At 62.2% G+C, this 25,495-nt stretch carries 22 protein-coding genes; 10 read left to right on the forward strand and 12 right to left on the reverse strand.

Going from position 1 to position 25,495, the window contains the following annotated elements; translation table 11 throughout:
• The first annotated feature begins 26 nt into the window (after window positions 1-26).
• The gene (locus V6766_RS12430) at window positions 27-971 is read left to right on the forward strand and encodes a DMT family transporter (protein WP_448466857.1); all 945 of its coding nucleotides are present in this window, start codon (window positions 27-29) and stop codon (window positions 969-971) included.
• Window positions 972-981: 10 nt separating this feature from the next.
• Here the strand turns inward: V6766_RS12430 and V6766_RS12435 are convergent, their stop codons facing one another.
• On the reverse strand, window positions 982-2,262 hold the full coding sequence (locus tag V6766_RS12435) for an MFS transporter (protein WP_448466860.1): 1,281 nt from the start codon (window positions 2,260-2,262) through the stop codon (window positions 982-984).
• Window positions 2,263-2,540: 278 nt separating this feature from the next.
• On the opposite strand from V6766_RS12435, the gene V6766_RS12440 reads away from it, so the two are divergent.
• Window positions 2,541-3,374, forward strand: coding sequence for a hypothetical protein (locus V6766_RS12440; protein ID WP_448466862.1), 834 nt, complete (start codon window positions 2,541-2,543; stop codon window positions 3,372-3,374).
• Between the two features lie 148 nt (window positions 3,375-3,522).
• Window positions 3,523-4,812, forward strand: coding sequence for a PAS domain-containing protein (locus V6766_RS12445; protein ID WP_448466864.1), 1,290 nt, complete (start codon window positions 3,523-3,525; stop codon window positions 4,810-4,812).
• Between the two features lie 115 nt (window positions 4,813-4,927).
• Here the strand turns inward: V6766_RS12445 and V6766_RS12450 are convergent, their stop codons facing one another.
• The 3 genes from V6766_RS12450 to V6766_RS12460 all read right to left on the reverse strand — a co-directional run bounded on the left by V6766_RS12450 (window position 4,928) and on the right by V6766_RS12460 (window position 6,896).
• The gene (locus tag V6766_RS12450; RefSeq protein ID WP_448429731.1) at window positions 4,928-5,119 is read right to left on the reverse strand and encodes a hypothetical protein; all 192 of its coding nucleotides are present in this window, start codon (window positions 5,117-5,119) and stop codon (window positions 4,928-4,930) included.
• 144 nt (window positions 5,120-5,263) lie between these two features.
• Entirely contained in the window at window positions 5,264-6,097 is an 834-nt protein-coding gene (locus tag V6766_RS12455) for a uracil-DNA glycosylase (RefSeq protein ID WP_448466867.1), read from the reverse strand.
• Window positions 6,098-6,107: 10 nt separating this feature from the next.
• Window positions 6,108-6,896 carry an SDR family oxidoreductase gene (locus V6766_RS12460; protein ID WP_448466869.1) on the reverse strand — a complete coding sequence of 263 codons (789 nt, stop codon included), beginning with the start codon at window positions 6,894-6,896 and terminating at the stop codon, window positions 6,108-6,110.
• Window positions 6,897-7,125: 229 nt separating this feature from the next.
• Between V6766_RS12460 and V6766_RS12465 the strand changes: the two genes are divergently transcribed.
• Together V6766_RS12465 and V6766_RS12470 are read left to right on the forward strand one after the other, a co-directional pair.
• On the forward strand, window positions 7,126-8,784 hold the full coding sequence (locus V6766_RS12465) for an electron transfer flavoprotein-ubiquinone oxidoreductase (RefSeq protein WP_448466871.1): 1,659 nt from the start codon (window positions 7,126-7,128) through the stop codon (window positions 8,782-8,784).
• A gap of 89 nt (window positions 8,785-8,873) precedes the next feature.
• Window positions 8,874-9,779 (forward strand): diacylglycerol/lipid kinase family protein, encoded by a 906-nt coding sequence (locus V6766_RS12470; RefSeq protein WP_448466873.1) that lies wholly within the window; start codon window positions 8,874-8,876, stop codon window positions 9,777-9,779.
• Here the strand turns inward: V6766_RS12470 and V6766_RS12475 are convergent, their stop codons facing one another.
• Window positions 9,780-11,273 carry an AMP nucleosidase gene (locus V6766_RS12475; RefSeq protein ID WP_448466875.1) on the reverse strand — a complete coding sequence of 498 codons (1,494 nt, stop codon included), beginning with the start codon at window positions 11,271-11,273 and terminating at the stop codon, window positions 9,780-9,782.
• Window positions 11,274-11,399: 126 nt separating this feature from the next.
• Here V6766_RS12475 and V6766_RS12480 point away from each other — a divergent pair, with 126 nt between their 5' ends.
• Complete coding sequence (locus tag V6766_RS12480) at window positions 11,400-12,098, forward strand: glutathione S-transferase N-terminal domain-containing protein (protein WP_448466877.1); 699 nt, start codon at window positions 11,400-11,402, stop codon at window positions 12,096-12,098.
• Between the two features lie 36 nt (window positions 12,099-12,134).
• Here the strand turns inward: V6766_RS12480 and V6766_RS12485 are convergent, their stop codons facing one another.
• From V6766_RS12485 to V6766_RS12495, 3 genes are all read right to left on the reverse strand, one after another.
• A complete protein-coding gene (locus V6766_RS12485; RefSeq protein ID WP_448466879.1) occupies window positions 12,135-13,247 on the reverse strand; it encodes a pyridoxal phosphate-dependent aminotransferase in 1,113 nt (370 codons plus the stop codon).
• A gap of 122 nt (window positions 13,248-13,369) precedes the next feature.
• Entirely contained in the window at window positions 13,370-13,513 is a 144-nt protein-coding gene (locus V6766_RS12490) for a DUF1127 domain-containing protein (protein ID WP_018066572.1), read from the reverse strand.
• Window positions 13,514-14,083: 570 nt separating this feature from the next.
• The gene (locus tag V6766_RS12495) at window positions 14,084-16,654 is read right to left on the reverse strand and encodes a putative bifunctional diguanylate cyclase/phosphodiesterase (protein ID WP_448466881.1); all 2,571 of its coding nucleotides are present in this window, start codon (window positions 16,652-16,654) and stop codon (window positions 14,084-14,086) included.
• A 478-nt stretch (window positions 16,655-17,132) separates the two neighbouring features.
• On the opposite strand from V6766_RS12495, the gene mgtE reads away from it, so the two are divergent.
• Together mgtE and V6766_RS12505 are read left to right on the forward strand one after the other, a co-directional pair.
• Window positions 17,133-18,551 carry a magnesium transporter gene (gene mgtE / locus V6766_RS12500; RefSeq protein ID WP_448466883.1) on the forward strand — a complete coding sequence of 473 codons (1,419 nt, stop codon included), beginning with the start codon at window positions 17,133-17,135 and terminating at the stop codon, window positions 18,549-18,551.
• Window positions 18,552-18,606: 55 nt separating this feature from the next.
• Window positions 18,607-18,996 (forward strand): MerR family transcriptional regulator, encoded by a 390-nt coding sequence (locus tag V6766_RS12505; RefSeq protein ID WP_448466885.1) that lies wholly within the window; start codon window positions 18,607-18,609, stop codon window positions 18,994-18,996.
• Between the two features lie 11 nt (window positions 18,997-19,007).
• Here the strand turns inward: V6766_RS12505 and V6766_RS12510 are convergent, their stop codons facing one another.
• Window positions 19,008-19,934: a DUF1624 domain-containing protein gene (locus V6766_RS12510; RefSeq protein WP_448466887.1), complete on the reverse strand. Its 927-nt coding sequence runs from the start codon at window positions 19,932-19,934 to the stop codon at window positions 19,008-19,010.
• Entirely contained in the window at window positions 19,931-20,641 is a 711-nt protein-coding gene (locus V6766_RS12515; protein ID WP_448466889.1) for a DUF599 domain-containing protein, read from the reverse strand. Before V6766_RS12515 ends, V6766_RS12510 begins: the two co-directional genes overlap by 4 nt.
• A 568-nt stretch (window positions 20,642-21,209) precedes the next feature.
• Here V6766_RS12515 and V6766_RS12520 point away from each other — a divergent pair.
• Both V6766_RS12520 and V6766_RS12525 read left to right on the forward strand, forming a co-directional pair.
• Window positions 21,210-22,622: an L-serine ammonia-lyase gene (locus V6766_RS12520; protein ID WP_448466891.1), complete on the forward strand. Its 1,413-nt coding sequence runs from the start codon at window positions 21,210-21,212 to the stop codon at window positions 22,620-22,622.
• A gap of 53 nt (window positions 22,623-22,675) precedes the next feature.
• Complete coding sequence (locus tag V6766_RS12525) at window positions 22,676-23,110, forward strand: DUF1489 family protein (protein ID WP_448466893.1); 435 nt, start codon at window positions 22,676-22,678, stop codon at window positions 23,108-23,110.
• Window positions 23,111-23,405: 295 nt separating this feature from the next.
• Here V6766_RS12525 and pyk read toward each other — a convergent pair whose 3' ends face one another.
• Both pyk and V6766_RS12535 read right to left on the reverse strand, forming a co-directional pair.
• The gene (gene pyk, locus V6766_RS12530) at window positions 23,406-24,845 is read right to left on the reverse strand and encodes a pyruvate kinase (RefSeq protein ID WP_018066310.1); all 1,440 of its coding nucleotides are present in this window, start codon (window positions 24,843-24,845) and stop codon (window positions 23,406-23,408) included.
• A complete protein-coding gene (locus tag V6766_RS12535) occupies window positions 24,845-25,348 on the reverse strand; it encodes a DUF1036 domain-containing protein (RefSeq protein WP_448466895.1) in 504 nt (167 codons plus the stop codon). Before V6766_RS12535 ends, pyk begins: the two co-directional genes overlap by 1 nt.
• Between the last annotated feature and the right edge of the window lie 147 nt (window positions 25,349-25,495).

The raw sequence follows: 25,495 nt of genomic DNA on the forward strand, positions 1-25,495 counted from the left end.
CCACCGAACGGGAAGAATGCCCCAGAATGCCGCAAGCGCCTGACGATCCCCTGCGCGGGATCATCCTGAAACTGTCTTCGATCCTCGCGTTTCTCTGCATGCAGACCTGCATCAAGCTTGCCGGCAGCGGCATCGCGCCGGGGCAGGTGACCTTCTATCGCTCGCTGTTCGGCATCGTGCCGATCATCGTCTACCTCGCCTGGCGTCGTGAACTGAGGGGCGCCTACAGAACTTCGCGCCCCTTCGGGCATTTCGTCCGCAGTCTTATCGGAATCACCTCCATGGGCATGGGGTTCTACGGCCTCATGCACCTGCCGCTTCCGGAGGTGATCGCGCTCGGCTATGCCCTGCCGCTGCTGTCGGTCGTGTTTGCTGCGTTGCTGCTCGGCGAGGTCGTGCGGATCTATCGCTGGTCGGCGGTTGTGGTGGGGCTGTTCGGGGTGCTGATCATCTCCTGGCCCAAGCTGACCCTGTTCCGCCAGGGCGGGATCGGCGAAACGGAGGCACTGGCGGTGGTCATGGTGCTAGCCGGCGCCTGCCTCGGCGCGCTGGCCATGGTGCAGGTGCGCAGGCTGCTGGTGACCGAGACCGGACCGACCATCGCGCTCTATTTCTCCACCTTCGCCGCCCTGATCTCGCTTGCGACCCTCCCGTTCGGCTGGGGCGATCTGGGTGCGCTGCCGCTCGCGCTGCTGATCGCTTCCGGCCTGTTCGGCGGCGCCGGGCAGATCATGATGACCGAATCCTACCGCTTCGCCGACGCCTCCACCATCGCGCCCTTCGATTATAGCTCGATCATCTTCGGGATACTTATCTCGCTCTTCGTCTTCGGGGAGATCCCAACCCTGAACACCATGGCCGGCTCGGTCATCGTCGTTGGCGCCGGCATATTCATCATCTACCGCGAGCACAAGCTCGGGCTTGAGCGCCGGAACCTTCGCCGCGTCTCATCCTCACAGAACCCGAACTGACCGGCAGCGTCTATCCGGTGCGGGAGGTCTCGTCGAAGGTCGAGGGGTCGTATTCCTCCTCGTAATCCACGGCGATGCTGCCGGCGGGGTCCGTGCCGCGCATCGGGACGGCGATCGCGTGGAAGTCCGCGCGGTCATCGGGGTGAACGGTCGGGTTGCCGCGCCATACTCGCCAGCCGGCATAGGCGCCGTAGATCGCAAAGCCGACAGCCAGATAGAGCATCAGCCCGCGCGGGCCGGCAAGCTCCATCGCGCCGCCGCCGATCAGCGGCCCGGCGACGGTGCCGAGGCCGTAAAGCACCATCAGCGAGCTGGAGATCGTGACATATTCGCTGGGGTCCGCGCGGTCATTGGCATGGGCCACGTTCAGCGCGTAGATCGGATATAGCATCGAGCCGACGATGAAGGCGGTAATATAGAGCAGATTGGGCGTCAGCGGCGTCATGAAGAACATCGCGAAGGCCGAAACCACACCCGCCGCTCCGCAGGCTATCATGACGTAGCGCCGGTCGGTCATGTCCGAAATCCTGCCGATCGGGATCTGGCCGAGCGCGCCGCCTGCCAGAACGCAGGCGAGCAGCGTTGCCCCCTGTCCCGTCGAAAGCCCGCTGCCGGTGGTATAGACGCCGCCGAGACTGCTCCAGGTACCGGACAGGATGCCGGCCAGGATCGCGCCGATGAAAGCCACGGGGGAGCGGCTGTAAAGCTTGCCGAGCCCGAGCTGAACCTTGGCGATCGGGGCCGGGGACTGCGCCGTCGAGAGCGCGGTCGGCAGGATCGAAATCGCGAACAGTATTCCGCAAACGATGAACAACGTCGTCGTCCGGGGATCGCCGAGCGGCACCAGATACTGCCCGGCAATCGCCCCGCCGAGCGTCACGATCATGTAGACCGAAAACATCGATCCGCGGGTCTCGTTTGTCACCCGCTCGTTCAGCCAACTCTCGATCACCAGATAGCACCCGGCAACGGCAAAGCCGGCGACGGCGCGCAGCGCCACCCAGACCTGCCATTCCACCATCAGCGAGCTTGCAAGAATTGCCGCCGTCAAAAGCGTTATCAACGCGCCGAACACCCGCACATGGCCGACCCGCAGCACAAGCGTCGGCGTGACAATGCATGAGAGCGTGAAGCCCACCGTGTAGCCGGTCGCGATCAGTGAAATCAGCAGCGGCGACCAGCCTTCGGCAACGGCGCGCACCGGCACCAGATAGTTCATCAAGCCGTAGCCCACCATCATCAGGAAGGTGGACAGCATCAGGCTGGCGATGGAGAACAGGCTGGCAAACATGATCGATCCGCTCCGACCGTTACGGGTTTCGATGGCTCTCTTCGAGACTGGCCCGTGACAACGCCCGGCCTATAGGATTTTCCCGGCCATGCCGCAACCGCCATGGCGGAAAAGGTGACTGCCTTTTTGGCTACGACTGCGGCTTTCGCCTAGCTAGCTTTCAAAATCGCTCCGGTCATATGGGTCCCAATCATTGACTCTTGGTATAAGTTTTCAAAAAAGGAATCGATCGGACCATAGTCTCCGGTCGAGATAATGCGCCCGGGTTCAGCTACGACATGCCACTTTCCGTTGACGTCATTTGTTCGCATCCAAGTTTCCTGCCGTCACTTGCATATTATGGTGAAGCCCTGGCGGACGTTTATCACACCAACCAGCGCCTCGGCGCCAATCTCGCGTCCCAGCGTCGGTGGTTGATTTCCCAGACGGCGCTGGCGCTCTACTGGGGCGATGAAGGCGGCCTGACGGTCAACCGTCTGATCGAGGTGCTGACCCCGTTCAAGGTCGCCAGCCCGAATACGATCCGCGCTTTCATCAATGAATCCGCGCAATACGGCTTCATCGAAGTCGATCCCGACAGCCGCCGCATCCGGCCGCGTTACTGGAAGCCCACCGAGATCGTGAAATCGGCGCTGATGGAGTGGGTGGGGCTCAATCTGGCAATGCTCGATGGAATCGATGGGCATAACCGCGTGTCCGTGTTGATGGAGAGGCCGGATATTGTCTTTTCGATCCAGCCGCGTCTTGCCTGGAATTGTCTGAACGACCCCGCCTGGCGAGAACCGCCGCCGCGCGTCGCTCTTCTGCAGAACACGATTTCGGGCGGCATGGTGATGGATCACATTGTCTCGCAGATCGGCGCTGGCGCGCCTGAGGGCGAACGCTACCTGATACCGCCGATCAATGCGCGGCGCCTTTCCGAGCGGATTTTCATATCCCGCACCCATCTGCAGCGCATTTTGAACAAGGCCGTCGAGATCGGCGTCCTCGGCTGGAGCCGCCGGCCATTCGAGAGCGAGATGTGGATCGACAGGCTGTTCATCGAAGAATATTGCCGCTGGCAGGCCGTAAAATCCCATCACATCGACGAGGCCTTCACCCATTTCGCCTGAGAGGGGCATGGAGCGGAGAGCCGCGTTTTTTCGAAAATCGTTGTTTAAGACACAATTTACCCAGCACTCATAATATAATAGCCTAACTCTTCGGCTCTTGTTTGCGGCGATCCGCTGCGAGGTTGAAAACCCCTGGAGGCTGGCCAATATGAACCGGCATTGGGAAGATAATCGGGTGCGCTTAATGAATTCCGAGGTCCCGCGCAAAGCGGACAACGCACAAGTGGTGCAGACGCTCAACCAGGCGCCTGAAAGCGTACTGCTGGTCAATGCCGCCGGCGTGATCGAACTTGCCAATGAAGCCGCCATCACATTTTTCCAACCGGACGACAAGGCGCGCGACCTGAGCGGGACGCGGCTCGCCTCTCTGTTTGATATTCATGGAGCGGCGCGGATCGATCTTGCGCTTGCGCGCGTCCTGGGCGACGAACCGGGCAACCGTCTGGAAGAGGTGCGCGCCGACCTGGCCGCCGCGCCCCCGCGCGTCGTCAATCTTTCTCTTGCCCGTATGCGCCATCGCGACGGCGTTTGCGTGGTTGCAACGCCCATCGCCGCGACCGCCCCGACGCGACAACCGTCTATGCCGAAGGTGGACGACCCGGACTTCGGGCGGGAGCCGATCGCGCGCGAAGCCGCTCGTCCCGCGCCGTCCACGCAACCGCAAAAGGCCGCGCCGCTCGCCAACCAAATGCCATGGAACAACCACGCCCGGCGCGTCTCTGCCGCGCAGGGGGTCCAGAGCCTGCAGCAGGCGCGGGCGGAAGACGGCCGGTCCATGCCTCCGCGAACTCTACCTTCAGGCGAGCCAGCCAAGCCGGTTCGCGATAGCGAAGCAGAAGGCGTCGAAGAACGGTTGGGAGATAACGTTGATAGCGCTGTCACAAAAACAGCGTCGGATGGTCCGGCGGACGCGGCGAAGCGGGTAAGCTGGGCGCCCGGCCGGCGCGACATCTACGCGGAATTCGAGTCGGTGAAAGACGAGAAGGAACGCAGCCATGAGCTGCCGCTGATCTCTCCGGCAAAATGCCTGTCCGCGGCAATCGATCGCCATCGCGGCGAAGCGATTTCGGAGAGCCTGCTGCTGGTATCCGATATCGACGATGGCGAGAAACATGTCCGGCTCGACGAGGACACGCTCACCGCGATGTTCGAGCATCTGGTGGAGCGCGCCATTGCCGTGTCGCCGCCCTATTGCGAGGCGAGGATCACTCTGGCGCCTGAGGGCAATGCGGGTTTCATCGCCCGTTTCATCGATATCGGACGCGGGCTCAGCGAGCAGGAACTGGACGCCGTCTTCAAGCAGCCGGAACTCGCGCTCGGCATTTCGCATACCGGCCTGGTGGAGGCCCAGAAGAGGGCCGCGGCGCTCGGTCTCGGCTTTTCGATCAGCTCCGGCATATCCAGTGGCACGACCGTGGAAGTCACCTACGACGCCTGAAGCGCTCCGAGGTCGCATAAAAAAGAGCCGGCGCGGCGGCCGGCTCTTGCGTCATGAAATATCTTAACTGCAATATTTCTGGAAAGCCTCGCTTCTCCGTGGAGAAGGGCGCTCCTCAGGCTCCGAGCGCGCGCGGCGCGGGCCGCAGTGCGCGAGCATCATGGTGACCGACGAGCTTGGAAAATCCCTTGGCAATCGCCCGGTCGATGCCGCGCTGGCCATGGTAACCATTGGTCGAACGTCCGAGCTCGAGCGAAAGGCGTGTGTTCTGCATCAAAGTGGCGTCCATATCGTCAGTAGGTTTCATCTGCCTTGGTTCCTGTGATCCTCCCAAGACATGATGCTTTATCTCAGTTTCGCGCAATCGCAGCAATGGGACCTGCCGGAGGGCTGCTATGCGGTGGGCGCATGTCGGCATTAACAGAAAATAAATAGATGAAGAAACGGGCGGTCACCCCAGCCGGGCGCGAAGCGCCTGAAGGTCCAGCCATGCCTCTTTCTTGTTCTTCGGCGCGGCCAGCAGTTCCGAGGGGGAGAAGGTGACGAGCGTCTCGAAGCTCTGGCCGCCGATCTCCTTTTTGTGCCAGCTGCCGCGAAGATCGAACACGGTCTTGTTCGGGTCGATCGTCATCCGGCAGGCGAAATTACCGAGCGTCACCAGCAGTTTCGGTTCCGCAAGCGCGATCTGGCGCTCGAGAAATGGCTGGCAGATCTGCGCCTCGGAGGCGGTCGGGGCGCGGTCGCCGGGCGTGCGCCACGGCAGTGCGGTGGTGACGCCGACATCGGCGCGCGACAGCCCGATCGCGGCCAGCATCCGCTCGAACAGACCGCCGGCCGGGCCAGAAAGAGCGGCGCCGGCCTTGTCGTCCTCGCCTGTCGGGAAACCGCAAACCATCAGGATCCCGCTTTCCGGCATGTCTTCGAGGAGAATGGTGGAGCGGGCATTCTGCTTCAGATTGCAGCCGGTGAAGCCTTGAACGATCTCGGCAAGCTCGGCAAGCGAACGCGCGCTCTCGGCGGCAAACGCCGCATCGGAAACCGCCTTGTCATCGGGGATCGTGGTATGGACGGCGGGCGCTGCTCTTGGCGGTTCGGGCGCGCGCGCCTTGGTCTTCGCCGCCGCTGCCCGTGGTTCGGGTTCGGCGCGCGGCGCCTCGGCATTCTCGGCAGCGAGCCGGGTCAGGTCCGTCGCCTCATCCTCCAGCATCGCATCCACGCCGGCATCGGCGTAGAAGCTGAGGAGGGCTGCGGCTTCCCGGGCTGTGAGCGCGCTGGCGGTGGTCATGATGCTCCTGTCAGATGCTGCGCGTCGCGCCGCCGTCGCAGCGCACGAGGCTGCCGGTCAGGTAGCTTGCCTGCTGCGAGCAGAGGAAAGCCGCGATCGCCGCGAACTCCTCCACCCGCCCGAGACGACCCGCCGGTATCGCGGTCAGCGTTCCCTTGCGCACCTCGGCAAGGCTCTTGCCGCTGCGCTCGGCGTTCGCGTGGTCCAGTTCGTCGATGCGGTCGGTGTGGATGCGTCCCGGCAGCAGAAGATTGGCGGTTATCCCCGAGGCGGCGACCTCGCTTGCAAGCGTCTTGTTCCAGCCGACAAGGGCGGAGCGCAGCGTATTGGAAAGCGCGAGATTGGGGATCGGCTCTTGCACGCCGCTCGACGCCACGGTGACGATTCGCCCCCAGCCCTTTTCCTTCATCCGCGGGATCAGCCGGTTGGTCAGCGCGATGATCGGCGCGACCATGGAATTAAAGAACCGGTCGAGTTTTTCGGGCGTCATGTCGGCAACGGTCCCCGGCGTCGGCCCGCCGGAATTGTTGACGAGGATGTCCGCTCCGCCGAGTTTTTCCGCAATCGCCTCCATAAGCGTTTCGACTACGTTTTCGGCGGCGAGATCGGCGATGACGTAATCGGCCTTGCCCGGCGTCGTGTCGTTGATCACCTTGCAGTTCTGTGCGAGGCGGTCTTCCGTCCGCCCGCACAGCAGCACATGGGCGCCCTCCCTGGCCAGCGCCTCCGCGATGCCGGCGCCAAGGCCCCGCGAGGAGGCGAGTACAACGGCCTTCTTGTCGGCAATACCGAGATCCATGGCGAACTCCTTGTGAACAGCGTATGGGATCGAACGGCCAATCGGGCCGGATGGGTTGCCGCACCATAGCCTTTCGCGCCGTCGTGTTTCAATCACTATCGGACGTTATCACACGCGCCTATCAAATCGGTTTTATTGAGATTTGCAGCATTTGCCGCTGGAAAATGCTGCAATCATTACGATACCTTGTCGGCGCGCCGGACGAGGCCGGCCGGGAAAGAGGATACGCATGAACGAAGACCTACCGGAACGCGAAAGCATGGAATTCGACGTGGTGATCGTGGGAGCGGGCCCCGCTGGTCTTGCCGCCGCGATCCGCCTCAAACAGATCAACGAGGACCTCAGCGTCGTCGTGCTGGAAAAGGGCGCGGAAGTCGGCGCGCACATCCTGTCCGGAGCGGTCGTCGATCCCTCGGGCATCGACCGGCTCCTGCCGGGCTGGCGGGAGGAGGAAGACCATCCGTTCAAGACGCCGGTGACCAAGGACCAGTTCCTGCTGCTCGGCCCTGCCGGTTCGCTCACGCTGCCCAATTTTCTGATGCCGCCGCTGATGAACAATCACGGCAATTTTGTCGTGTCGCTCGGCAATGTCTGTCGTTGGCTCGGCGAAAAGGCCGAGGCGCTCGGCGTCGAGATCTATCCCGGCTTCGCCGCCGCCGAAGTGCTTTACGATGAAAACGGCGCGGTCAAGGGCGTCGCCACCGGCGACATGGGCGTCGAACGCGACGGCACGCCCGGCCCGAATTATACCCGCGGCATGGAACTGCACGGCAAATATGTGCTGATCGGCGAGGGCGTGCGCGGGTCGCTCGCCAAGGAACTGATCGCGAAGTTCAAGCTCGATGCCGATCGCGAGCCGCAGAAATTCGGCATCGGCCTCAAGGAACTCTGGCAGGTGAAGCCGGAAAACCACAAGCCGGGCCTCGTGCAACATTCCTTCGGCTGGCCGCTCGATGGCAAGACCGGGGGCGGCTCCTTCCTCTATCATCTGGAGGATAACCAGGTCGCCGTCGGCTTCGTCGTCCATCTTAACTACAAGAACCCCTATCTCTATCCGTTCGAGGAGTTCCAGCGGTTCAAGACCCACCCCAGGATCGCGCCCACCTTCGAGGGCGCCAAGCGCTTGTCCTACGGTGCGCGGGCGATTACCGAGGGCGGCTATCAGTCGGTGCCGAAGCTCTCCTTCCCCGGCGGCGCGCTGATCGGCTGTTCGGCCGGCCTCGTCAACGTGCCGCGCATCAAGGGCTCGCACAATGCCGTCCTTTCCGGCATCCTGGCGGCCGATCGCATCGCCGACGCGCTTTCGGCCGGCCGCAGCAATGACGAGGTCAGCGAGATCGAGGCTGACTGGCGCGCGAGCGCCATCGGCAAGGACCTGAAGCGGGTTCGCAACGTCAAGCCGCTCTGGTCGAAGTTCGGCACCTATGCCGGCATCGCGCTCGGTGGTTTCGACATGTGGATGAATACGATTTTCGGCGTCTCGCTGTTCGGCACGATCAAGCACGGCAAGACCGATGCCGAGGCACTGGAGCCGGCGGCCAAACATAAGCCGATCGACTATCCCAAGCCCGACGGGGTTCTGACCTTCGACCGGCTGTCGTCGGTGTTCCTGTCAAACACCAATCACGAGGAGGATCAACCGGTCCACCTCAAGGTCAAGGACATGGCGCTCCAGAAACGCTCCGAACTTGAGGTCTATGCCGGCCCGTCCAGCCGCTACTGTCCGGCAGGCGTCTATGAATGGGTGGAGAAGGATGGCGAGGAAACCTTCGTCATCAACGCCCAGAACTGCGTCCACTGCAAAACCTGTGATATCAAGGACCCCAACCAGAATATCATCTGGACGCCGCCGCAAGGGGGCGAGGGGCCGGTTTATCCCAACATGTAGATGACGGCATCCGGCGCCACCCGGCGCCGAACCGGAACCATCGCATCGCGCCCGGCGTTATTGTGCATCAACCTTTCCAGGGAACCCGAATGCGTCTCAAGGGCATTTTCAACCGCGATGGCGGCACTTTCAGAACGACGGACATGGACACGTTCCACAGACTGGCGACCAATATCTTCACCGATGCCGGTCATGACTTCGACTGCGATATCGTCGCAGGTGAAGAGGTGAAGGAAGCGATCGCGAAGATTGCCGAAGGATCCGGCTTCGACGGCATGATCGTCGGTGGCGGAGATGGCACGGTGTCGCTCGCGGCCGGTTGTCTGCATGGCAAGGACAAGCTGCTCGGCGTGGTGCCGGCCGGAACCATGAACCTGTTCGCCCGCAGTCTCGGCATCTCGCTCGATATCGAGCAGGCGCTGGAGGAGCTTGCCTATGGCAGGCCCGTGCGCGTCGACATGCCGACGATCAACGACCGGCCCTTCATCCACCAGTTTTCCGTCGGCCTCCATGCCACCATGATCAGGAACCGGGAGAAGCTGGACTATGATTCGCGTCTGGGAAAGATTTCCGCCAGCACCCGCGCCTGGTTCGATACGCTGAGACAAGTCCCGACGATCCGAGTGAAATATCAGAGCGATCATGGCGACGGAGAGGGCAGCTTCGCCCTGCTCGGCATTTCCAACAACCGCATTCACGACAACCCGGTGCCGTTCTCCGACCGCCCGCAGGGCGGAAAGCTCGGCGTGTACCTCGTGAGGGCGAGCTATTTCGACAATGTGGTCGGGTTTGCGATGGATTATCTCACCGGCCATCTCGAGGACAGCGAGCATATCACCCTGTTCGAGGCCGACCGGATCACGCTGGATTTCGCCGACAGCGATATGGACCAGTCGCTTGATGGCGATCTTATCGATGTGATCGATCACGCCGTGATCGAGCAGCATCCGGGCGCAGTCCATGTGATCGTTCCCGAAAGCAGCGACCTTGTCTGATCACTGGAAGGCGGTTTCGTAAAAGCTTCTGAGTTTGCGCGAATGCAGCCTTTCGGGCGGCATCGCCGCCAGCTTCTGCACCGCCTTGATGCCGATATGAAGGTGCTGGCGCACCTGCGTCGTGTAAAATGCCGTCGCCATGCCGGGCAGTTTCAGTTCGCCATGCAGCGGTCGGTCGGAAACGCACAGAAGCGTCCCGTAAGGAACCCGGAAGCGGAAGCCGTTGGCGGCGATCGTCGCCGATTCCATATCGAGCGCGATCGCCCGCGACTGCGACAGCCGCTTGACCGGTCCGCTCTGGTGGGAAAGCTCCCAGTTGCGGTTGTCGATCGTCGCCACGGTGCCGGTGCGCATCACCCGCTTCAGCTCATAACCCTCCAGCCCCGTCACCTCGGCCACCGCCTCCTCCAGCGCGAGCTGCACTTCCGCCAGCGCCGGGATCGGCACCCAGACCGGCAGGTCGTCGTCCAGCACATGGTCCTCACGCACATAGGCATGGGCCAGCACATAATCGCCGAGCTTCTGGCTGTTGCGCAGCCCCGCGCAATGGCCGAGCATCAGCCAGGCATGGGGGCGCAGCACCGCGATATGATCGGTGATCGTCTTGGCGTTGGAAGGGCCGACGCCGATATTGACCATCGAGATCCCGCAATTATCGCCGCGCTTCAGATGATAGGCCGGCATTTGCGGCAGGCGTCCGCCGCGGCCTTCCTCCGGCTCGACCTCGCCCGGCCGGGTGATGACATTGCCGGGCTCGACGAAGGCGGTATAGCCCTCGCCGCCCTTGGCCATGGTCTCGCGGGCAAAGGCGCAGAACTCGTCGACATAGAACTGATAATTGGTGAACAGCACGAAATTCTGGAAATGCGCCGAACACGTCGCCGTGTAATGGCTGAGCCGGGCCAGCGAATAATCGACTCGCTGTGCCGTGAACGGCGCCAGCGGCTGCGGCTTGCCGGGCTCCGGCTCGTAATCGCCATTGGCGATCAGGTCGTCGGTGGTGTTGAGGTCCGGTGTGTCGAAGATGTCGCGCAGCGGCACATCGGCAAGTGCGGCCAGGTCGGCCTCGACATGGGTATTCTCGCCGAAGGCGAAATGAAGCGGGATCGGCGTTTCCGATTCGCCAACGGTCACTGGCACGCCGTGGTTCTTGATCAGCAGGGAAAGCTGGGCGACGAGATAGTCCTCGAACAGGTCCGGATGGCTGATCGCGGTCGCATATTGCCCGGGCGTTGCGACATGGCCGAAGGAAAGGCGCGAATCTGTAAGGCCGTAGCTCCCGGTCTCGATGCTGATCTGCGGATAAAAAGCACGGTAGCGCCCCTCGATGGGCGCGCCGCCGGCCAGCGCCACGAAAGCATCGATCAGAAACCGGGTGTTGCGCGTGTAAAGCGCCTGCAGCGCCTTCACCGCCTCGCCGGCATCGGTGAAGCTCTGCGGTTCCTGACGGTCCGGGCTGATGATTCTTGCTGCCAGAGGTTCATAGTCGCGCATTGTGTCACCCTTGCATTTCTCCGCCGATCGGCGCTCACTTGCTGCAACCCCGTCGGCCTTCTATCGGCTCGATATCGATCTATATCGTCTGGAACGGCGTTTTACGACACGAAGAGGATGAATTTCATGACCACTCCGATTGAACTTTATTACTGGCCCACGCCCAACGGCTACAAGATCACCATCTATCTTGAGGAGGCCGGCGTTCCCTACAACGTGAACTATGTGAACATCGGCAAGGGCGACCAGTTCAAGCCCGAATTCCTGAAGATATCGCCCAATAACCGCATGCCCGCGATCGTCGATCCGGACGGGCCGGGTGGTGAGCCGCTCTCGGTGTTCGAGTCGGGCGCGATCTTGCAATATCTCGGCCGCAAGTTCAAAAAATTCTATCCCGAGACCGAGCGCGAACGCGTGGCTGTCGAGGAATGGCTGTTCTGGCAGGTCGGCGGCCTCGGGCCGATGGCGGGCCAGGCCCATCATTTCCGCAGATACGCGCCGGAAAAGATCGAATACGGCATCAACCGCTATACCAACGAGGTCAACCGTCTCTACGGCGTCATGAACACGCGGCTTGCGGAGGTCGAGTATCTCGGCGGCGACTATTCGATTGCCGACATGGCGTCGATCGGCTGGGTCCGGTCCCATGAGGGGCAGGGCCAGGACCTCAACGACTTCCCGCATCTCAAGCGCTGGTATGAGGCCGTCATGGCCCGCCCGGCCGTTCAGGCCGGGATTGCGGTCGGTCAGTCGGAGCGGGAAAAGATGAACCTCGCCACCGACAAGGACGCGCAATCCGTGCTGTTCGGCCAGAAGGCCCGATAGGCCTCCGGAGCAAGTCGCGAACCGGGGCGCCCGGCTTCAGCCGAGCGCTTCCAGCACGATCGGCAGTTCCTCGGCCAGAAGCTGCATGTCGCGGTGCGGGCCGGTGGAGATGCGGATGCAGCGGTTGAGCGGGGCGACGCCCGGCATCCGGATGAACACGCCGCGCGCGCCGAGCGCATCGACGATGGCGCGGGCATAGGCGCCGTCCCGGCCGCAATCGACCGCCACGAAGTTGGTGGCCGAAGGCAGGGGCGTAAGACCGTTGTCGCGCGCTATCCCGGCAATCTCCTCGCGCGAGGCGATGATGCGGCCGACCACGGCCTGCAGATAGGCCTGATCGGCAAGCGCCGCCTCGGCCGCCACGAGGCTCAACCGCGGCATGCCGAAATGATTGCGGATCTTGTCGAAGGCGCGGATCGTCTGCGGCGCGCCGATGGCATAGCCCACCCTTGCGCCGGCCAGTCCGTAGGCCTTGGAGAAGGTGCGGAAGCGGAGAATATTCGGGCGGTCGATAAAGCGGGAAATCTCGGGAAAGGCCTCGGCGGGCCCGCATTCGCAATAGGCCTCGTCCAGCACCAGCATGCAGGTTTCCGGCAGCGCGTCGGCAAAGCGGATGACGTCGTCGGCGTGCCAGAAACTACCCATGGGATTATCGGGATTGGCGAAATAGACCATGGTGGCGTCTTCCGCCTTCACCGCCTCGATAAGTCCGTCCAGATCCTCGCGGTCGCCGGCATAGGGCACGTTGATGCGCCGGCCGCCATAGCCGTCGACATGGTAGTTGAAGGTCGGGTAGCCGCCAAGCGAGGTAACGACGGTGGTGCCGGGTTCCACGATCAGCCGCACGGCCATGCCCAGCAGCCCGTCGACCCCTTCGCCGATCACGATGTTTTCGCTGCCGCAGCCGAGATGGGCGGCAAGGGCCTGGCGCAACGACAGATGTTCGGGATCGGAATATTTCCAGATTTCGCCCGCCGCCTCGCGGATCGCCGCCAGCACCGTGGAAGCAGGCCCGAAGCCGCTTTCATTGGCGCCGAGCCGGGCGTTGATCGGATAGTTCCGGGTGCGCTCCAGCGCCTCGGGTCCCACAAAGGGCACGGTCGCGGGCAGGTTCTGGGTAAGGGCGGCAAAGCGCGGGAAGTCGGTCATAGGGGCGTTCCGGTTTGAAATCCGGCCAAACATAATCGCTCGCCCGCCAATGGCAAGCATTCCCGCCACAAATGCAAACGGCGCCCGAAGGCGCCGTTGATCATGGCTTGCGTGCTGTTCGCTTAGCGAAAGGCGCGGGCCGAAACGCGGTCGATATCGGAGGGGAGAAGGCCGATATCCTTGAGTTCTTCAGCCGACAGGTTGCGCAGCTGGGCGCGGGTGCGGCGGTAGGAGAACCATTTCATGGTCAGGTCGAACGGGTTCATGGGTGTTTCCTCGTGATACGCTATGGAGCTTCTTGCTCCGGATTTCTTATGTGAGGTCCATATACCCGAATTCGGAAGGAAAAGTTGTGCAAGTTTTATGCAACTGCCATGCATTTGTGCGTGATGTTGCACATCGCGAGTGCACTCAGGTTGGTGTGGCTATTTTTGAGGCGGATGGGGCGCCGTCCACGACCACTTCCGAACGCCCGAGAAACAACGGGCGGCGAGGAGCCTGAGCGCCAAGCTGCAGGACGGATTTGAAAAAAGACGGGAGAGTTGGACAAAAAAATAACGCTCACCGGGGGAGGAGGATCCGGTGAGCGTCATTTGCGTTGGTTGACGACGGGGAGGAGGAGTGTCGTCAACCCATCGAAGCGCGTATGGGAGGAGGAGGAGCACGCTGCTTCGAATATGTAACCCGTTTCCGGGCCAGGGACCATTTCGACCGTTAGGTCTCTCGATCAAGCTGTTGACCTCTATATAGTGCGCCCTGCTATTTTTTTGGAGTGTCTTATCAACATAGAAGGTATGCACTCAGCGCATGCCTTCCCGGGCAGGCTGCTTTTCCCGCTATCGCGGCTGGCGGGCGAGAAATTGCACGATCTGCGTCTCATCCATCGGGCGTGAGAAGATATAGCCCTGCTGAAAATGACAGCCGATCGCATTGAGCATCGCTCGGTGCTGCGCGGACATTACGCCCTCGCAGATCACCTCGATTTCAAAGGATTCCGCGATTTTGGCGATTGTCTCGACAATGACGAGGCTCTCCGGCGCGCGCACGATCGGCTCGATCAATTGCCCGGCGATTTTAAGCCGGTCGGGGCGGACCTGCGTCAGACCCACCAGTGATGCATTGCTGGAACCGAAGTCATCAAGATCGATGCCGATGCCGGTCTTCCGGATTTCGTTCACGATTTTCAGCAGGGCATTGTCGCCGTCGTCGAAAGGGATCGATTCAAGCAGTTCGAAATGGAATCTTCCCGGCGGCAGTTCGGCGGCCCTGAGTTGTCGCAACAGGGACGGATCCTGCAGGCGCGGGGCGGAAACATTGACGGAAAGCGTCGGCAGATCGACGCCTTCGGCTTCGCAAAGGCGCAGCAGGTCGAGCGACTTCGCAAATACGATCTCATCGATTCGGTGCAGCAGGCTGTGCTTTTCCGCCACATCGATGAACATTTTCGGCTCAAGCAGACCGCGTTGCGGGTGCCGCCAGCGGGCGAGCGCCTCCACGCCGATGACATCCGACGTCCTGCTGTCGAAAATCGGCTGATAGAAAGCGGTAATCTCACCGCGTTCCAGCCCTTCCTGCAGGTCGTCCGCGAGACGCTTCAACTCGAAAGTTTGCGCCATCAGGTCATCGGTGTAGCGTACGGTGCGGCCGCGCCCGCGATTCTTGGCGTCGTAAAGCGCAAGATCCGCCTTTACGAGCAGATCGCTGGCGGTCATGGGTTCGGCGTCGACGGTGGCAATGCCTATGCTGACGCCCACCCTGCAAGCACGCCCGTCGATTTCAACCGGCTTGGCAAAGGCATTCGCGAGGTCGTCCGTGAAAGCGTCGACATCGCTTTGCGGCGGCATCAGCACGACAAACTCGTCGCCGCCGGTGCGGGCCAGAAAATCGTCGGGGCCCAGCTTTTCGGTGAAAACTCTCGCCGCAAGGCGCAGCACGTCGTCGCCGAAGACATGGCCCATCGTATCGTTGAGGGTTTTGAAGCCGTCCAGGTCGATCAGCACCAGTTTGGTGCCCTCGCGCAGCGTTCCGCCGCTCTGCGCGGCTTCGAGCTTCTTTTCGAAGTGCCGCCGGTTCGCGACGCCGGTGAGCGGATCCTCGAGCGCGAATTTTTCCATCTGCAGCCGGGCGTTTTCCAGTTCGGCGTTCTGCGCTTCGGCGCGCGCCTTGGCCTCGGTCAGCGCCTTCTGCTGCGCCTTGTCGGCGGAGACATCCCAGTTCACGCCGACATATTTTCGTCGTCCGGCGGCATCGCGGAAGGCATTGCCCGCCGATCGGAGCGTCTTCTCTGTGCCGTCCGGAGTAACGATGCGATATTCCTGCCGAAAGCCCGTATCGCCGGTTTCTCGCCATTTGAACCGTTTCATCCGCGCGCGGTCGTCGGGATGCAGGAAGCTGCGCCATTCTTCGAACGTGTGTGTGTGGCCCTGACCCTCGATCCCGTAGAGTTTCAGGATCTGATCGTCCCAGATCTGTTCTCCCGAATCGAGATCATGCTCCCACAACCCGATATTCGAGGCGTTGAGCGCGACGTAGAGCTGGCGCGACAGGTTGTCGATCGCCATCATGCTTTCGTCGATATGGCGGCTGTCGCGCAATCGCGCCCTGAGAAGAATGATCAGAGCGATCAGCGGGGTGAGGAACGCCAGCACGACAATGCCGGCGAACATCAGGAATATCCGGCTCCAGTTATTGGGACCCTGGTTCAGGGGATCGGGCAGGACGCGGATCGTCCATTTGGCATTGCCGATCTGGGTGGAGAAATTGACGGTATCTTCCGGGTTGAGGTTTGCGTTTCCAGCAATCGCCTGGGCCTTGCCCGCGCCGTCGACCTCGACCGAGAACTGCGTCGACTGGGCAAGTTCCAGGAGGCCGACCGCTTCCAGAACGGACCTGAAGCCGATCACGAGTTCGATGACGTCGTCACCTGATTCGATTCGGTAGATAAGCCCTTTCTGGCCATCCGGTAGCGTGTAGGGGCCGAAAAACTGCTGGCTTGTATTTTCCTTCGGCGGCAGCGGCATCGAAAGAACCGCCTCCCGCGCAGATTGCGGGAGCACCAGCGGGGTCTGGTCCGGCTGTTGCAGGACGACCGCCTGGGTCCACGGCGCGGTTGCCAGATAGGATTTCGTCGCGCTTTCGAAATGGTCGTTGCCGCTGCCAAGCGCCGCCGAAAGCGTTTTGCCCCCCTCGATCGAAACCTCGAAGATGCTCCGCAGCGCCTTGCCGAACGTGCTCAGCCGTCCCTCTGCCAGAAGGCGGCGTTCTTCCTTTAACGACTCGCGCACAAATACGCCGCCCGCATAGGTGCCGACCGCGAGTGTGGCGAAGAACAGTATCGTGAGTGCCGTCAGCAGCCGGGTTGTCCGGCTGTGATCGTGGACGTTCCTCACATTCTTCAGCCTCTCCATCGGTTCGCCCGCTGAAGAGAGCCCGCACCACATCGCATCGCAAATCCCCTGCTGCGCACCTGCCCGCTTCGGAGGCTGAACCTTCCCTCTCTGCCTCGACAATGTCTCTTTGCCTGGCAGAGCATGCGCTCCGATCGTGCATTCTTTTTGACCTCACTTTGATAGGAGCGCGCCGGCCCTTAGTCAAACGCGTTCACCCTTTGCCGGCCGTGAAGCCTCGCCTCGGTTAATCGGCGATGAAAGGGCAGGGCGAGCGCGACAGCGCGGCGTTACATCGTCGGTTGCGCGAGACGGCCGTTCATCGGCCAGCATCGCTCCGGTTCTTCCCGCAAAGCGACCAACGCTCTCGAATTTCACAACCGTGTCATCAAAAGGTTGTCAGACGGCGATTCCATTTGCCCGCGAAACCCACTAAGAGATGGGCGCCGGGGGAACCGCATTTACGGGGCAGCGTTGCAGACAGAAAGGTCATCGAAAAATGAGCCATCTGGACGAAGTATTGCCGGGTCAGAACGAACCGCCGCGCGACGCGCTCCTGGAAATCTACAATGAGGAAGGCGCCGTCAGCGCCGAGTTCATCGCCCGCGTCGAGCAGGCGATCGAAGAAGGCGATGTCGATTTTCTGCGCGAGCAGATCGCGGGCCGCCACGAATCGGAGACCGGCGACGTCATCGAGGCGCTGTCCTTCGAAAACCGCCCGGAACTGGTGCGGCTTCTGGGCGAGGATTTCGACCTCACCGCGCTGACCGAGGTCGACGAGGCGATCCGTCTCAACATCATCGAATCGCTGCCTCCCGAACAGTTCGCCACCGCGCTGACCTCGCTTGATTCCGACGATGCCGTCTACATTCTGGAGGACCTCGCCGACGAGGAGCGCGAGGAGATTCTCTCCAAGCTGCCGTTTACCGAGCGGATCCGCTTCGCGCGCTCGCTCGATTATCCCGAAAGCTCCGCCGGCCGGCGCATGCAGACCGAGTTCGTGGCCGTGCCGCCGTTCTGGACCGTCGGCCAGACGATTGACTACATGCGCGAGGATGAGGAGCTGCCCGACAGTTTCTCGCAGATTTTCGTGGTCGATCCGACATTCCGCCTTCTGGGCGCCGTCTATCTCGATCAGATCCTGCGCACCAAGCGCCAGGTCAAGATCGAAGCGATCATGCACGACACCAACCACCCGATCGCCGCCGAGCTGGACCAGGAAGAGGCGGCGCAGGTGTTCGAGCAATACGACCTTCTCTCCGCCGCCGTGGTCGACAGCAATGACCGTCTCGTCGGCGTGCTGACCATCGATGACGTCGTCGACGTGATCCACGAGGAGGCCGACGAGGATATCAAGCGCCTCGGCGGCGTCGGCGACGAGGAACTGTCGGATAATATCGTGCGCGCGGTGCGTTCGCGTTTCGGCTGGCTGCTGATCAATATGGGCACGGCGTTTCTCTCCGCCAGCGTGATCGGCCTGTTCGATGAATCGATCGGCAAGATGATCGCGCTTGCGGTGCTGATGCCGGTGGTCGCCTCCATGGGCGGCAATGCCGGCACCCAGACCATGACCGTGACGGTGCGCGCGCTCGCCACCCGCGATCTCGATATCTACAACGCCGCGCGGATTATTCGAAGGGAGGCAGGCGTCGGCCTATTCAACGGGCTCGCCTTCGCGATCCTTATCGCGCTTGCCGCCGGCTACTGGTTCGACAATCCCCAGCTTGGCGGGGTCGTGGCCGCCGCCATGATCATCAACATGTTCGCCGCCGCCATGGCCGGCATCCTCATTCCACTTCTTCTCGACAGGGCCGGCGCCGACCCCGCCATATCATCGTCGGTTTTTGTGACCACCACCACGGATGTGATAGGTTTTTTCTCATTTTTGGGAATTGCGACCTGGTGGTTTAATATCTAGTTATGTCAGCACTTACATTCTAAAGTGCTTAAATAGTATCGTATGGGGCGGGAACGTGCAGAGAAGGCATTATTCGATTTCGGAATTGACGCGCGAGTTTGGTGTCTCGACACGAACGCTTCGCTTCTATGAGGATGAGGGTCTGCTGCAGCCCGAACGCCGGGGTCGAACGAGGCTTTACAGCGAGGGCGAGCGGCTGATGATCAAGGAAATCCTCCGCAGCCGCCGTATCGGTCTGTCGCTTTCCGAGATCAAGGACGTGCTCGCCCTGTTCCACGGCCTTCCCAGCGAAACAAATGAGCTCAAGCGGACGATGGAATCGATCAAGGCCTGGCGCGAGTCGATGCGCCAGAAGCGCCGCGACATCGACGAGATGATGAACGAACTCGACCTCGCCGAGGAGAACTGCCTCGGACGGCTCGCCGAGATCGGCGTTGGCACCTGAAACTCTTTACACTATCGACTGCTGCACATCATCGAAATGCGACCGAGCGCGACGGCGTCCTGCTCCGTGGTCTGGTTGCGCATCAGCGGGCCGAGCAGCCCTTCCTCTTTGAGCGTGTCGAGCGTGCAGGCGCAGTAGGACGCGCAGAAGGCGGCGTCATCGGTGCGCTCGCAACTCGCCTGGCAACTGGAGAGATAGGCGGGCGAGGGGTCCGGCGGCACCACCAGCGTGGCGGCATAGACGAGGCCGAACAGGATCGGCTGGTGCAGCAGGTAGAAGATCAGGCTGTGGCGGCCGAAAAAATTGAGAATGTTTTCGTTCTTCGGCACCTGCTTCTGGCGCTTAAGCCAGTCGAGCGAGAGCTTCGAGACCGCCAGCCCCGCCAGAAACGCGCCGATCCAGGGCAGGAGCGGCACGTAGTCATTGGAGGAAGGCGGGTGCGCCGCCATGCCGATCCAGGCGAGCCAGCGCGGGTCGAGCGCATCGAAACTGACATAGTGCGGCAGGATAAGCGCAACGGCCGCGACCACCAGCGTCACGAGCGCCGGAACGCGCAGGAACAGCAGCCCGATGATCGAGGCGACCGCGATATTGTGCAGGATCCCAAAATAGATCACCGCGTCCGGCGTCGTGAACCACGACACGATGGAGATTGCCAGCGAAGCCAGCACCAGTATCCCGAGGCGCTTCAGGAACGATGCCATCCGGATACCGCCGCCCTGCGCCATCCACAGGCTGTAACCGGCCACGAACAGAAAACTGCCGGCGATCAGATGGGCAAAGATCGCCCAGCCGCCGGTGGTCGCGAGACCGGATCGGACATAGCCGAAAAAATCGAGGTCCCAGGTGAAGTGGTATATCGCCATCGCGACCAGCGCGATCCCGCGCGCGGCGTCGATGGCATGGATCCGCCGTCGTGGAACTGTAGTCTCGCTCAAGGCTTTTCCTCCGCGCCCTCAAGGGCTTCTATAACGGTTGCTCGCGCGTCCGAAAAATACTGCCGTCGCATCAGGATCATGAACACGAAGGCGGTGGTGGCGATGAAGACATAGGGGCCGAGAAACCAGCCGAGATAGCCGATCGACAGGAAGATCGCGCGCAAGCCCGTGTTGAAGTGTCGCGCGGCGATGATGTTGATCTCGGCGATCCGCTCCGCCAGCCGTTCGGCCCTTGCCCTGTCGCGCTCGGTCTCCGCCATCATCGGCAGGCTGCCGAACAGGATGGTGTTGTAGTTGAACAGACGGTAGGACCAGCCGAATTTGAAGAAGGAGTAGCCGAAGATCGCGGCAAGCCCGCCCGCCTTCATCTCGAAGGCCGCGCGCGTGCTCGGCGTCAGCAGCGGCAGGTCCTGAAACAGCGATTGCGCCGTATCGGCTTCTCCCATCAGCGCGAAACAGCCGCCGATCGCGAAGATCGAGGTCGAGGCGAAAAACGCCGTGCCGTTCTGCAGTCCCGCCATGATCTGGGTGTCGATGATCTTCAGGTCGCGCGTCAGCGCGTTCAGCATCCAGCGCTTGCGGTGGATCGACATCACCTCGGTGAGGCTGCGGCGGGAAACGAGCCGGAAACGGCCGATGACGATGCTGTCGAACAGGAACCAGCAGCCCAGAAAAAAAAGAAGCGCCAATAGATCGACTGTCGTCATGAACTTTACGCCTGCGCTTTCCGGATGGCCCCGTGAAAATAAATATCAGAGTGCGTTCGCGTATGAAAGAAAAGCGGGCAGCCTGTTGACGATGCACGGCATTTCCTTCACGACGCTACCGTTTTGTCCGCTGTCCCTTGCCTTTGCAAGCGGACATTTTCGAAATTTTCCGTCGCACCCCCATTGAAGTTTCTGTGACAGTTTAATAAAGCGATAACCATCCGCACGCATTCTCCCAAGCGCGTGCCGGGTCATGTCAATCGGAGTAATCATGGAAGATACCGCACACAAAACCTGTTGGGGTGTGACCCTCAGGGCTGTCATCGGCTTTGGTGCTATTCTCGGAATTGCCTATCTTATCGTCGCTGTTTGAGCGGCCCGGAATTTGAGGAAACAACGGCGCTGCCCCAACGGGCCGCCGTTGTTTTCATTTCCGCTTCTTTCCTGCCATATTCTCCTTATGTCGTGGACGCATGCGCATCATGTCGGTCCAGAGCCTGCGCGATGGTGCCGTTTTCGATGAGGATGGCTTAAAGCGTCGGATGAAGAAGTGCGTGGAGGTGGCGGATTGTTTCTGTCGGTATTCGAAGTCTTCAAGATCGGGATCGGCCCGTCGAGTTCCCATACGATGGGGCCGATGTCGGCGGCCAACCGGTTCCTTGAACTGCTCCTCTCGAACGACTGGCCGCGCCCAGCCGGGACGGTCGTTTCCCGGCTGAGGGTGAGCCTGCACGGTTCGCTCGCCTATACCGGCGTCGGCCATGCCAGCGACCGCGCGGTGATCCTCGGCCTTGCCGGCGAGCGGCCGGACAGCGTCGATCCCGACGAGATGCCGGGCATTCTTGATGCGATCCGCCAGAAGGGCGCGGTCGAACCGCCCGGCCACCCCGCCTACCTCTTCAATTGCGACGAGGACGTGATCTTCGACCGCAAGGAGGCTCTGCCGGGGCATGCCAACGGCATGGCGTTCTACGCGCTCAACGCGGATGGCAATGTGCTTCTGCGCCAGGTCTATTATTCGATCGGCGGCGGCTTCGTGCTCACAGATACCGAGCTTGCGGCCTGGAAGGAGCAGAAGGCCTTTCCCGCGGCCGAAAAGACCGACGAGAACACGCCGTTCCCGTTCCGCTCGGCAAAGGAAATGCTGGAAATGGCGAACCGCTCCGGCCTTTCCATCGCCGCCATGAAACGCGCCAATGAGGAGGCGCGCATGACGCGCGGCGAACTCGATGCCGGGCTCGATTCGCTGTGGCAGGCGATGGACGGCTGCATCGATCGCGGGCTGAAGGGCGAGGGCGAACTGCCCGGCGGGCTCAGGGTCAAGCGGCGCGCCGGCAAGCTTTACGAGAAGCTGTCAGAGGCGCGGCTTTCAAACCAGTTCGACCCGATGATGGCCAATGACTGGCTGTCGATGTTCGCCATGGCCGTCAACGAGGAAAACGCCGCCGGCGGCCGGGTTGTGACGGCGCCGACCAATGGCGCGGCCGGCGTGGTGCCGGCAACGCTGCGCTATTTCCGCGAATTCCAGAAGCCGATGGGCACTGCCGCGATCCGCGACTTCCTGCTGACGGCGGCCGCGATCGGCGGCATCATCAAGACCAATGCCTCGATTTCCGGCGCCGAGGTCGGCTGTCAGGGCGAGGTCGGCTCGGCCTCCGCCATGGCTGCGGCAGGCCTGGCTGCTGCCATGGGAGGTACGCCTGAGCAGGTCGAAAACGCCGCGGAAATTGCGCTCGAACACCATCTCGGCATGACCTGCGATCCGATCGCGGGCCTCGTCCAGGTGCCCTGCATCGAGCGCAATGCGCTGGGCGCGGTCAAGGCGGTCACCGCCGCCTCGCTGGCACTGAAGGGCGACGGCAGCCATTTCGTGCCGCTCGACAATTGCATCGAGACCATGCGCCAGACCGGCGGCGACATGCACGAGAAATACAAGGAAACCTCCACCGGCGGCCTCGCCGTCAATGTGGTGGATTGCTGAGACCGGCCGAGATTCGGCCTTGACTGGAAAGCCCTCCGGCGTTTGATGAGAGCATGAGCCTCAATCTCCTAAAACTTTGCGTCGGCGCCACAGGTATCGACGATTTGCGCGAATGGGTCTCGCGCCGGTCGATGGCGGCGATCGCGCTCGGCCAGGAGCCGCACAGCATCCACACCACCCGAATGACGCCGAAGCGCCGCGATGAACTGCTTGAGGGCGGTTCGCTCTACTGGGTCATCAACGGCCAGATCCGCGCCCGCCAGACGCTGCTCGACATCGCCAATCATACCGACAATGAGGGCATCCAGCGCTGCGACCTCATCCTCGGCCCCCAGGTGATCGACACGGTCCCGGTGCCCCGAAAGCCCTTCCAGGGCTGGCGCTACCTGAAGGCCGAAGACGCCCCCCGCGACCTCGACTTCGGCGACGGCGGCGACGACATGCCGGAGGATCTGCGCGCCGAACTGGCGGAATTGGGGTTGCTGTAGGGGAGGGGGCTGCTTGACTTCAGGCAGCTCGATATCTCGCAGCAGACACCGGTCTCGCCGCAAAGCCCCCAAGTCTTCTCGCCCCGGAGGGGAGAGATGCCCCGACAGGGGCAGTGAGGGGGGAGTCCATCCCAGCGAACGCCCTCACGATTGGAAATGCTGCATCACCCTCACTGCCCCTGTCGGGGTATCTCTCCCGCAAGCGGGAGAGAGTATTGGGAGTAAGCAGCAAGCTCTCCTCGCAAATATGCGCTCATAAGACTGGACGGCGGCCTGACGCCGCCGCCTCAAAACATCACACGCCCGAGCGGCCGTCCATGCCGATATAGGCGATGCGCAGCATGTTGGTGGCGCCGGGGGTGCCGAGCGGTACGCCGGCGGAGATGATGATCCGGTCGCCGGGCTTGCCGATCCCTTCATCGACCACGATCCGGCAGGCGCCATCGACCATGGATTCAAGATCGGTCGGCTCGTCGGCCACCACGCAGTGCAGGCCCCAGACCACGGAGAGCCGCCGCGCGGTCCTGACCACCGGCGACAGCGCCAGGATCGGAACGTTCGGCCGCTCGCGCGCGGCGCGAAGCCCGGTGGTGCCGGATGCGGTATAACAGACCATGGCGGTCAGCTTCAGCGTTTCGGCGATCTCGCGCGCCGCCAGCGATATCGCGTCCGCGCCCGTTGCCTCCGGCTGGGGGCGCTGAGCGTAGAGGATCTGCGGATAAAGCTGCTCGCGCTCGATGGTGCGGGCGATCGACGCCATCGTGCTGACGGCTTCAACCGGGTATTCGCCCGCGGCCGACTCTGCCGACAGCATGATCGCGTCGGCGCCCTCGAACACGGCGGTGGCGACGTCGGAAACCTCGGCGCGGGTGGGAACCGGCGATTCGATCATCGATTCCAGCATCTGGGTCGCGACCACCACCGGCTTGCCGGCGGCGCGGCACAGGCGAATCAGCTTCTTCTGCAGGCCGGGCACGGTTTCGAGCGGCATTTCGACGCCGAGATCGCCGCGCGCCACCATCAGCGCGTCGCTCATCTCGATGATTTCCTCGATCCGCTCGATCGCCTGCGGCTTCTCGATCTTCGACATCAGCCCCACCTGGCCGCGCGCGATCTTGCGCACTTCCGCCAGATCGTCCGGGCGCTGGATGAAGGACAGCGCGACCCAGTCGGCATCGCCCGTTTCCAGCACCGCGTCGAGGTCGGCGCGGTCCTTTTCCGTCAGCGCGCCGACGCCGAGCAGCGTATCGGGCAGGCTGACGCCCTTGCGGTCGGAAATGCCGGTGCCGGCAACCACGGTGCATTCGATGCTCTTGCCGTCGCATTTTTCGGCGCGAAGCTGCAGCTTGCCGTCATCGATCAGCAGGCGGTGGCCGGGCTGGACGGATTGCAGGATTTCCGGATGCGGCAGGAAAACGCGTTTTTCATTGCCCGGCTCGTCGCGGTCGTCGAGCGTGAAGGTCTGGCCGACCTCGAGTTCGACCTTGCCGTCGAGAAACTTGCCGACGCGCAGCTTGGGGCCCTGCAGGTCGCAAAGAATGCCGATCGGGCGGCCGCAGCGCGCCTCGACATTGCGGATGCGCTTGGTCAGCGTGCGCATCAGGTCGTGGCTGGCATGGCTCATATTGATTCGGAACAGGTCGGCGCCGGCCTTGTGCAGCGCCTCGATCTGCTCTTCCTCGGAGGAGGCCGGGCCGAGCGTGGCGAGAATCTTTACTTTTCTGTGACGTCTCATCAATTCTGACTTTCCTGGGTGGAGGGCGTGTCGGAAAGCTGGACGGTCCAGCTCTCCTCCCGCCCCGTGTCATACTCGCTAAAACCCATCTGCTGGTAACCGCGCGCAAAGCAGTCCTGAACGCCGGTGATTTCGAATTCATCCTCGGCGACGCACATATTGGTATAGCCGGTCCAGCGCCCGCTTCCGGAGGCATCCTCGGCGTAGAGATAGTAGTAGCGCGATTGAAGCGGACCCGGCACGACGGTCGCGCAGGTGGTGGCCGGGAGTTGCCACCATCCTTCCGAGATCCAGCCCTCTTCCGCCCGGTAGCCGACCGCCACGCCGACAAGATTGGCCGTGTCGTTGCACACGCGAAATTCCGCGCGGGCTTCGTGCGGCGACCAGAAGGCGGCAGCGAACAGCCCGGCGGCAAGCGTGCCGGCGAGCGTCAGGCCTTTTCCTGCAACGGCAAAGGCTTTGTTGGAGGAGGCGGAGGGAAGACGTTTTGGAGTTGACAGCATGGCAGCCTGATCTCGTGGGACGATCCGTGACGGGAACGCATTCAATCGATTTACAGCGTTATCATAGTGCCCCGCGGCAGGCGAGGCAAATGGCGGAGCACACGCTTGCCGAAAGCCGGCCGCGTGTGCCATCACCCATTATCGCAA

This window comes from Martelella sp. AMO21009 (genome assembly GCF_053484295.1).